A 7,673-nucleotide genomic window follows, 5' to 3' on the forward strand; every position below is an offset into this window, starting at 1 on the left:
GTTCCCATGCCGAACACGGAAGTTAAGCACTTGAACGCCGAAAGTAGTTGGGGGCTTCCCCCTGTGAGGATAGGACGTTGCCAGGCAATTGAAGAGGACCGATCTGCATAACGCAGGTCGGTCCTTTGTTTTCTTAAGAGGCAGACAGGCCGATGCTCGTTGTCCGAGGAAAACAACGGAGAAAAGAGAACATATTCATTCTTCCATTATTACTTTTCCTGCACGCTTAACCAAGTTATCAGCTGCCTTAGAAAGAGCAAGCACACCACTTTTTGAGCTATTCCAAGAAAATATTTAAATAAAATTTACGAATTCCTTGTAATTTAGGGAACGACATGTTATATTAATATCTGTCGAAACGTTATATCATCGCGGGGTGGAGCAGTCTGGTAGCTCGTTGGGCTCATAACCCAAAGGTCGTCGGTTCAAATCCGGCCCCCGCAACCAATTTTTTAATAATTCAAATCCGAAACGTTTATCGTCGCGGGGTGGAGCAGTCTGGTAGCTCGTTGGGCTCATAACCCAAAGGTCGTTGGTTCAAATCCAGCCCCCGCAACCAATTTTAAACTTAACTTCAACTTTACTACGAAACGTTCAGCGTTTCGTATTTTTTTTTGTCTTTTTTATTCGGTACAATGGATACAATAGAGAAAGAGGACAAGAGGAGGGACGCAGGATGATAGAACTTGAAATGGCGAATCTAGAAGAGACGACTACGCTCGCAGTAACACTCGGACACCGTGCTTTCTCAGGAATGGTCATTACATTAGATGGTGATCTTGGAGCAGGGAAAACGGCGTTTACGCAAGGTTTCGCAAAAGGATTAGGTGTGACGCGTAACGTCAACAGTCCGACCTTTACGATCATGAAGGTCTATAATGGTCGTTTGCCGTTATACCATATGGATGTCTACCGTCTAGAGGGATCGGGTGACGATATTGGCCTTGAAGAATACTTGAACGGCGACGGGGTCGCAGTCGTTGAGTGGTCAGAGTTGATTGCAGACGTCTTGCCTCCGGAACGACTCGTCATCACAATCGAGCGGACGGGAGACAATTCACGGCGTTTCCGTCTTCAACCGATCGGTGAGACGTACATTAAGATATGTGAGGGATTAAGCTTATGAAAATCGTAGCGATCGATACATCAACAAAACAACTTTCTGTTGCGCTGTCGGACGGAACACAAATCATTGCGGAAGCATCGTACGTGACGTCCTTGAACCATGCCACGAAGTTAATGCCGTTACTTGAACGATTGATGCAAGAAGCAAACTGGTCACCAAAAGAGTTAACACGCATCGTCATCGCGGATGGTCCCGGTTCGTATACGGGGCTTCGAATCGGAGCGACGACGGCAAAAACGCTTGCCTATACACTTGGTATCGAACTGGTAGCGGTCTCGACACTCGAACTGATGGCAGCTTCGACTGGACGGACGGGACGGGTTGTCGCAATCCAGGATGCCCGACGCGGAACAGGCTTTGTCGGTATGTATGAAGACGGCAAGCGAGTGGGTGACGAACAACATACGACGGTCGCTGACTTTGTAGCGGCGTTACCTGCAGATACGTTGATGACAGGTGATACGGAAAAATTCGCTGAAGCACTTGCACCGTTTGAAATCGTTGCTCCTGCATTCCGCACACCCCGGGCCGGCGTATTGGCCTTACTAGGTGCGACGCGTATCCCGGTTGACGCACATGCATTTGAACCACGCTACTTACGCCTTGCTGAGGCAGAGGCAAAGTGGATTGAGGCACAACGCCATGACTGACGCACGTATCCGAAGAATGACGGTTGCTGATGCACCGGGAGTTCATGCAGTCGAACTGGAATCCTTTGCGACACCGTGGACACTCGCATCCTTTATTGCGGAAATGACGCAAAATCCGAATGCCTATTATTTGGTCGCCGAAACGGATGAAATCATTGGTTTTGCTGGACTCTGGCATATCGCGGACGAAGGACATATCACGAACGTTGCTGTAAAACGTCAGGCGCGTGGTCTCGGTCTTGGTGAAGGGCTGCTTGTCGCCTTGATTCAAGTCGCACGGGAGCTCGGACTTCGGGCGATGACGCTCGAAGTCCGTGTCTCGAATACACCGGCCCGGAGCCTGTACGAAAAACTCGGATTTTTATATGCTGGAACACGAAAACGTTACTATCAAGACAATAATGAAGATGCAGCCATCTATTGGTTGGAACTAGAAGGAGACGCGACATGACACAACCATTGATACTTGCCATTGAATCAAGCTGTGATGAGACGGCAGCGGCCGTCGTCCGGGGAGGAACAGACGTATTGTCAAATGTCGTCTCGTCTCAAATCGAGAGTCATAAACGATTTGGCGGTGTCGTCCCGGAAGTCGCGTCACGCCATCACGTCGAGCGGATCACCTACGTCATCGATGATGCCTTGACGGAAGCGGACGTCACGATTGACGACATTGATGCCATCGCCGTTACGGAAGGACCGGGTCTTGTCGGTGCGCTTCTCGTAGGCGTCAGTGCAGCGAAGGCACTCGCTTTCGCACATGATAAACCGTTGCTCGGTGTACATCATATCGCCGGACACATCTATGCGAACCGACTCGTCCAGGAACTCGAATTTCCCCTCGTCTGCTTGATTGCTTCAGGCGGCCATACGGAATTGATTTATATGCCGGAAGACGGTGTGTATGAAGTGATTGGCGAAACACGTGATGACGCAGCGGGAGAAGCATACGATAAAGTCGCTCGGACATTGAAGTTGCCGTATCCCGGCGGACCGCGGATTGATCAATTGGCACAAACAGGACAAGACACCTTCCACTTCCCACGGATTTGGCTCGAAAAAGATTCGTATGATTTTAGCTTCAGCGGCTTAAAATCATCTGTCATCAATGCTGTGCATAATGCAGAGCAACGGGGTGAAGTGATTATTCCGGAAGACTTGGCAGCAAGTTTTCAAGCGAGCGTCGTTGAAGTGCTCGTCGCAAAAGCGATTCGTGCCGTCAAAGAGAAGGGTGGAAAACAACTCTTACTCGCAGGTGGTGTCGCAGCGAACAAAGGGTTACGCCACGGACTGACCGAAGCTTGCGAGCGTGAGGGCATTACTCTCGTCATCCCACCGATGCACTTATGTGGTGATAACGCAGCGATGATCGGGGCAGCCGCGATCCATCCGTATCGGGCGAAGCGCCAATCGACACTTGCCATGAATGCAGAACCTGGGCTAGATTTAAAGTAAGGAAAACGAGAGACATGGGGGAACTGGAATGAAAAAAGTCATTATCGTCGTACTTGGTATACTCGTCGTCGTTGCGATCGGACTACAGATTCGTGAAATCGTCGATGCCTATCAAGTCGCTTACAAAGAGGAACTTGTCCCGGATAAGAAAGCAGTCGAAGCGAATACGAAACAAGAACCGTTGTACGAAATCGGCCGTGCCGAAGGAGAGAAGACGCGCATTGAGAAACTGTACGCGTTCGACAAGACGGTAAATGGTCAATTAAAGAATGTCGTTCTCGTCGACCGGAAGTACGGATTAACGAACAAGGCGAGTGATGATTACTTCACGATCGCACCGGGTAAACCGGCGACCGATGCGGAAAAGGAATCCTTCCAGCCAATGGTCGACCGTCTTGATGCGGAGCAAGTACAGGCAGAAGTCATCTCGAAGCACGAAGTAGTCGCAGTCGAGAACAATAAGAAGCGCACACTGACGCTCTATAAAGTCTTTTATAAAGATACGGATCAAAAAGAGTACCTCTTCTTCATCGAAAAAGACGGTGGACTGAAGCTTGATCTTTTCAAAAAAGGATATTCGCGTCTTGCGAATTATTAAAAAACAGCCGATTTTCCTCGATGTAACGGAGGAGTATCGGCTGTCTTTTTAGTTCATTTCATTTCCATTCGAGCAAACCGTTCAAGTCGTCATAGATGCTGTCGGGATCGAGGTTCAGTTCTTCGACCGGCAGACCGGACCGGTTGATCCAGGCCGTCCGGAACCCAAAGCTCTTCGCTCCGGTGATGTCCCAACCGTTCGAGGACATGAACAAAACTTCCTCGCGTTTCAGACCAAGTGTGTTTAATGCATGCATGTAAGCGGCAGGCGTCGGTTTATATTGTTTGATGTCGTCGACGCTGATGATGTGGTCAAACAGTGATCCGAGTCCGGATTGTTCGATTAACGGATCAAGCATATCGTGGGAGCCGTTTGAAAAGACGGCGAGTTGTTTACCACTCATCTCGTGTAAGACAGCCTCGACTTCTTCATAATGCGACAGCTCGAGATACGCCTCCATCAATGTGGCGATATTTTCTTCCGTCACATGTAACTTCAGTTGTAAGAGAGCATATCGGAGTGCATCACGCGTCACTTGACTGAACGGGACGTACTGTCCATTCAGTTGACGTAAAAAGGAATACTCCAGTTGCTTTTGGCGCCAGACTTGGCTGATGTCTGCACCATGCTCCGGATAGAGTTCGTCTGCTTTCGCTTTGACGGCATGGACATCAAATAATGTACCGTATACGTCAAAGACAAGTGCTTTAATCAGTTGTGTCATAATTATCACCTTTCCGCTTTCCATAGTCTCTTCTAGTAGTTCCCAACATCATCGGCAGACGAAACCTGTCCAGTCAGGCGTGATATGTAAGAAAAGGGGGAAACGACTGAAAAGGGCTTGTCGTGAAGAAATGGGGGGATATGATGTCACAACAACGAAAAATCTTAAAGATTATAAGTATAGTAGCAATCGTCATCGGACTGATTTGGTTCAGTCGATCGTATTTGAACATTAGTCCGACAGAAATCAAGGAATGGATCTTATCGTTCGGGATGTGGGCACCGATTTTGTATATCGTCCTCTATACCGTACGTCCGCTGATCTTCTTTCCGGCTTCCGTCTTATCGATTACAGGGGGACTGGCCTTCGGTGCCTTGATGGGGACGGTTTATACCGTCATCGGTGCAACGCTAGGAGCAGTCGTCGCCTTCTTAGTCGCGAAAAAACTCGGCAAAGGAGTTATTAAGAACGGTGCCGGAAAAGTCGATCAAATCCAGCAACAGCTCGAGCAGAATGGGTTTATCTATGTCTTGATTTTTCGGTTGTTGCCGATTTTTAATTTTGACTTGATCAGTTATGCGGCAGGACTCTCGAAAGTCCGTCTGCTGCCTTTTTTCTTAGCAACGTTGATTGGAATCATACCCGGGACATTTGCCTATAATTTTTTAGGGAGCAGCATCGTCTCGAAAGATCCACGGATCATCATCGGTGCAATCATCGTCTTTTTAATTTTGACGATCGTACCGTGGTACCTTCAAAAACGCTGGAAAGCGAAAAAGAATCTTGGTTAAGCATTACATCACGGGGCTCTTCCGATATCGGAAGAGCCCTCTTTTCTGTATAGCGATTGCTTCTTGAATGCGTTCTTTGTTAAAGCGTTAGTTCATGACAAGCCGTTCGACGTGCTTGAAAAACGCTTGCGCAAATGACCGGCAAGCCTGTTGTTTGTCGGCAGTATCCGGGTCAAATTCAATCTTTAGACCAGGTAAAACGACGTGTGCACCAGCTGACGTCAGCGCTTGTTCAAGCAAATCGACGGCAGCACAATATTTCGGATAATCGCGGTCTCCGGAACCAAAGGCGGCAGCCGGAATCGCGATTGAACTGGCAGCGAGCTCGTCGGCGAAGTCTTCTGCTTCATAGGGGAGGTCACCGTCGCCCCATGTGTAAGAACCGAGCAGGACAGCGTCATACTGTGCTAAGTCGCTCGGATATAGTTGATCGAGTTCTTCCGTCTGTACCTGGCAGCCGTTTCGCTCGAGTTCTGATTTCAGTAAGTGCATGATGTCTTCCGTATTGCCAGACATGCTGACGAAACCGATCATGATTTTCATGACATGACACATCCTTTCATGAGTAGGGCACGATTTCATTCTAAATGAAAACGATTCTCAATGCAAAAAAAGAATAAAAAAAGACACCACATGGATGTCTTCTTCTCAGTCAATCTTGTAACTCGGCCCATTCTTCAATCGAACGAATCACAGGCTCAAGTTGACGACCTTTGTCAGTCAAACTGTATTGAATTTTTATCGGACGTTCCGGAATGACGGTCCGGGCTACGATACCTTTCGCCTCAAGTTCCTTCATGCGCTCCGTTAACATACGACCAGACAGCTCCGGAATCGCATCTTGAATTTCATTGAAACGACAGGTCTTCGTCAAGAGATGACGTAAAATCAAGCCCGTCCACTTCTTGCCCAAAATTTCAAAGGCATGTTCGACTTTCGGACAAAGGGCCGTCGGAATTAGTGTATTCTCCATCAGCGCTCATCCTTTCTTATATATGTAGTATACCCACTTTAACGCTAAAATACGAATTATTTTACTTATAGTAATAAAAATAACGAAAACAAATCTATTTACTTTTAGTAAGTTGTAGTTTAGTATCGATAGTAGATTACTAATAGTAACTAAAAAACATTAAGTAAAAGGAGTTTTAGACATGATGGATTTAGGATTATTTCTGATTCGGTTGATTATTGGCTTAACATTTGCTGCACACGGAACACAAAAATTATTTGGCTGGTTCGGTGGACATGGTATCGCAGGGACGGGCGGTTGGTTTGAATCCATCGGGATGAAGCCAGGGAAAACACTTGCACTGATGGCAGGAATCGCTGAACTGGTCGGAGGCTTATTATTCGCCGGTGGCTTATTCCTATGGATTGCAGCACTGTTGATCATCGGTTCGATGATTGTCGCAATCGTCAAAGTACATGGGACGAATGGTTACTGGGTGACGCAAAACGGGTACGAATACAACATGGCACTGATCGTTATCGCCTTAGGCGTTGCGATGATCGGAGCTGGAGACTATTCACTCGCAACACTTATCGGGTGATCGAAAAGGACGGTTTTTATGAAATTTGATGCAGCAGACTTAAGTCCAAAAGAAAACTATAAATTGTTGATTGGCAGCATCATTCCGCGGCCCATCGCGTTCGTGACGACGAAAGGGGCAGACGGAGTCGTCAATGCGGCACCATTTTCCTTCTTCACGGTCGCTTCAAGTAATCCACCGCAACTGGTCATCGCCGTCCAGCAAACGGAGCAAGGACAAAAGGATACCGCAAAAAACATCTTGCTGAATCAGGAATACGTCATCCATATCGTCAGTGAAGAAATCGTCGAGGCTGTGAATGAAACCGCGGCACCGCTCGCTTACGGTGAAAGTGAACTCGAACGGACGAATTTGACATTAGTCGATAGTGATTTGATTGATGTTCCCGCTGTCGCAGAAGCGAAAATTCGTTTTGAACTGAAGTTGACGAATCATCTCGAACTCGAAGGGGCGAACCTCCTGATTGGAGAAATCGTCCGGTATCACGTCGCGGACGAACTCGTCGAGTCGTTCCGGATTGATTCGGATGGTTTAAAAGCGATCGCCCGTCTCGCTGGGAATGACTATGCGAAAGTCGGAGACATCTTTACGATTGCCCGACCGACGAGCTGAAGGCGGATCGACGAGTAGAACTAGTATTTTTTAGAAGGATAGATTGTCAAATTAAGTGCAACACTTCTTCTGAGAAGACCTCATATGCAGTTCTCCAGTTAAGACATTTTCTTGGTCTACCATTTATCCAGGCGAGCGCTTGAGCGAGTTCAGAGCGACTGACC

Annotated in this window: 11 protein-coding genes, 2 tRNA genes, 1 rRNA gene and 1 pseudogene; 11 read left to right on the plus strand and 4 right to left on the minus strand. The window is 47.7% G+C overall.

Annotated elements, in window-relative coordinates; translation table 11 throughout:
• The 8 genes from rrf to KNQ04_RS15395 form a co-directional block, all read left to right on the plus strand.
• Positions 1-86, plus strand: a 5S ribosomal RNA gene (rrf, locus tag KNQ04_RS15360); the annotation flags it as partial.
• Positions 87-370: 284 nt separating this feature from the next.
• Positions 371-447, plus strand: a tRNA-Met gene (locus tag KNQ04_RS15365).
• A gap of 35 nt (positions 448-482) precedes the next feature.
• Positions 483-559, plus strand: a tRNA-Met gene (locus tag KNQ04_RS15370).
• A 117-nt stretch (positions 560-676) separates the two neighbouring features.
• Complete coding sequence (gene tsaE / locus KNQ04_RS15375) at positions 677-1,126, plus strand: tRNA (adenosine(37)-N6)-threonylcarbamoyltransferase complex ATPase subunit type 1 TsaE (protein ID WP_214851777.1); 450 nt, start codon at positions 677-679, stop codon at positions 1,124-1,126.
• The gene (gene tsaB / locus KNQ04_RS15380) at positions 1,123-1,776 is read left to right on the plus strand and encodes a tRNA (adenosine(37)-N6)-threonylcarbamoyltransferase complex dimerization subunit type 1 TsaB (protein ID WP_214851779.1); all 654 of its coding nucleotides are present in this window, start codon (positions 1,123-1,125) and stop codon (positions 1,774-1,776) included. The genes tsaE and tsaB overlap by 4 nt, the downstream gene beginning before the upstream one ends.
• Positions 1,769-2,227: a ribosomal protein S18-alanine N-acetyltransferase gene (gene rimI, locus KNQ04_RS15385; protein WP_214851780.1), complete on the plus strand. Its 459-nt coding sequence runs from the start codon at positions 1,769-1,771 to the stop codon at positions 2,225-2,227. Before tsaB ends, rimI begins: the two co-directional genes overlap by 8 nt.
• Entirely contained in the window at positions 2,224-3,231 is a 1,008-nt protein-coding gene (tsaD, locus tag KNQ04_RS15390) for a tRNA (adenosine(37)-N6)-threonylcarbamoyltransferase complex transferase subunit TsaD (protein ID WP_214851782.1), read from the plus strand. Before rimI ends, tsaD begins: the two co-directional genes overlap by 4 nt.
• 28 nt (positions 3,232-3,259) lie before the next feature.
• Positions 3,260-3,829, plus strand: a complete 570-nt coding sequence (locus tag KNQ04_RS15395; RefSeq protein ID WP_214851784.1) for a hypothetical protein — start codon at positions 3,260-3,262, stop codon at positions 3,827-3,829.
• Between the two features lie 58 nt (positions 3,830-3,887).
• On the opposite strand, the gene KNQ04_RS15400 is transcribed toward KNQ04_RS15395, so the two are convergent.
• Positions 3,888-4,553, minus strand: coding sequence for a haloacid dehalogenase type II (locus KNQ04_RS15400; protein ID WP_214851786.1), 666 nt, complete (start codon positions 4,551-4,553; stop codon positions 3,888-3,890).
• A 143-nt stretch (positions 4,554-4,696) separates the two neighbouring features.
• On the opposite strand from KNQ04_RS15400, the gene KNQ04_RS15405 reads away from it, so the two are divergent.
• Entirely contained in the window at positions 4,697-5,344 is a 648-nt protein-coding gene (locus KNQ04_RS15405; protein WP_214851788.1) for a TVP38/TMEM64 family protein, read from the plus strand.
• An 87-nt stretch (positions 5,345-5,431) separates the two neighbouring features.
• On the opposite strand, the gene KNQ04_RS15410 is transcribed toward KNQ04_RS15405, so the two are convergent.
• Together KNQ04_RS15410 and KNQ04_RS15415 are read right to left on the minus strand one after the other, a co-directional pair.
• Positions 5,432-5,887 (minus strand): flavodoxin domain-containing protein, encoded by a 456-nt coding sequence (locus KNQ04_RS15410; protein WP_214851789.1) that lies wholly within the window; start codon positions 5,885-5,887, stop codon positions 5,432-5,434.
• A 109-nt stretch (positions 5,888-5,996) separates the two neighbouring features.
• Entirely contained in the window at positions 5,997-6,317 is a 321-nt protein-coding gene (locus tag KNQ04_RS15415; protein WP_214851790.1) for a winged helix-turn-helix transcriptional regulator, read from the minus strand.
• Between the two features lie 181 nt (positions 6,318-6,498).
• Here KNQ04_RS15415 and KNQ04_RS15420 point away from each other — a divergent pair, with 181 nt between their 5' ends.
• Together KNQ04_RS15420 and KNQ04_RS15425 are read left to right on the plus strand one after the other, a co-directional pair.
• Complete coding sequence (locus KNQ04_RS15420; RefSeq protein WP_214851791.1) at positions 6,499-6,897, plus strand: DoxX family protein; 399 nt, start codon at positions 6,499-6,501, stop codon at positions 6,895-6,897.
• Between the two features lie 18 nt (positions 6,898-6,915).
• The gene (locus tag KNQ04_RS15425; RefSeq protein ID WP_214851792.1) at positions 6,916-7,509 is read left to right on the plus strand and encodes a flavin reductase family protein; all 594 of its coding nucleotides are present in this window, start codon (positions 6,916-6,918) and stop codon (positions 7,507-7,509) included.
• 46 nt (positions 7,510-7,555) lie between these two features.
• On the opposite strand, the pseudogene KNQ04_RS15710 reads toward KNQ04_RS15425, so the two are convergent.
• A pseudogene (locus KNQ04_RS15710) lies at positions 7,556-7,673 on the minus strand (IS30 family transposase); the annotation flags it as partial.

It is taken from the genome of Exiguobacterium sp. s193, assembly GCF_018618755.1.
Taxonomy (GTDB): domain Bacteria; phylum Bacillota; class Bacilli; order Exiguobacteriales; family Exiguobacteriaceae; genus Exiguobacterium_A.

What these genes read in the sequence shown, in the direction of transcription:
- KNQ04_RS15420 (WP_214851791.1), top strand. Translation starts at nt 6,499, where the DNA reads ATGATGGATTTAGGATTATTTCTGATTCGGTTGATTATTGGCTTAACA.
- KNQ04_RS15425 (WP_214851792.1), top strand. Translation starts at nt 6,916, where the DNA reads ATGAAATTTGATGCAGCAGACTTAAGTCCAAAAGAAAACTATAAATTG.
- tsaB (WP_214851779.1), top strand. Translation starts at nt 1,123, where the DNA reads ATGAAAATCGTAGCGATCGATACATCAACAAAACAACTTTCTGTTGCG.
- tsaD (WP_214851782.1), top strand. Translation starts at nt 2,224, where the DNA reads ATGACACAACCATTGATACTTGCCATTGAATCAAGCTGTGATGAGACG.
- rimI (WP_214851780.1), top strand. Translation starts at nt 1,769, where the DNA reads ATGACTGACGCACGTATCCGAAGAATGACGGTTGCTGATGCACCGGGA.
- tsaE (WP_214851777.1), top strand. Translation starts at nt 677, where the DNA reads ATGATAGAACTTGAAATGGCGAATCTAGAAGAGACGACTACGCTCGCA.
- KNQ04_RS15415 (WP_214851790.1), bottom strand. Translation starts at nt 6,317, where the DNA reads ATGGAGAATACACTAATTCCGACGGCCCTTTGTCCGAAAGTCGAACAT.
- KNQ04_RS15405 (WP_214851788.1), top strand. Translation starts at nt 4,697, where the DNA reads ATGTCACAACAACGAAAAATCTTAAAGATTATAAGTATAGTAGCAATC.
- KNQ04_RS15410 (WP_214851789.1), bottom strand. Translation starts at nt 5,887, where the DNA reads ATGAAAATCATGATCGGTTTCGTCAGCATGTCTGGCAATACGGAAGAC.
- KNQ04_RS15400 (WP_214851786.1), bottom strand. Translation starts at nt 4,553, where the DNA reads ATGACACAACTGATTAAAGCACTTGTCTTTGACGTATACGGTACATTA.
- KNQ04_RS15395 (WP_214851784.1), top strand. Translation starts at nt 3,260, where the DNA reads ATGAAAAAAGTCATTATCGTCGTACTTGGTATACTCGTCGTCGTTGCG.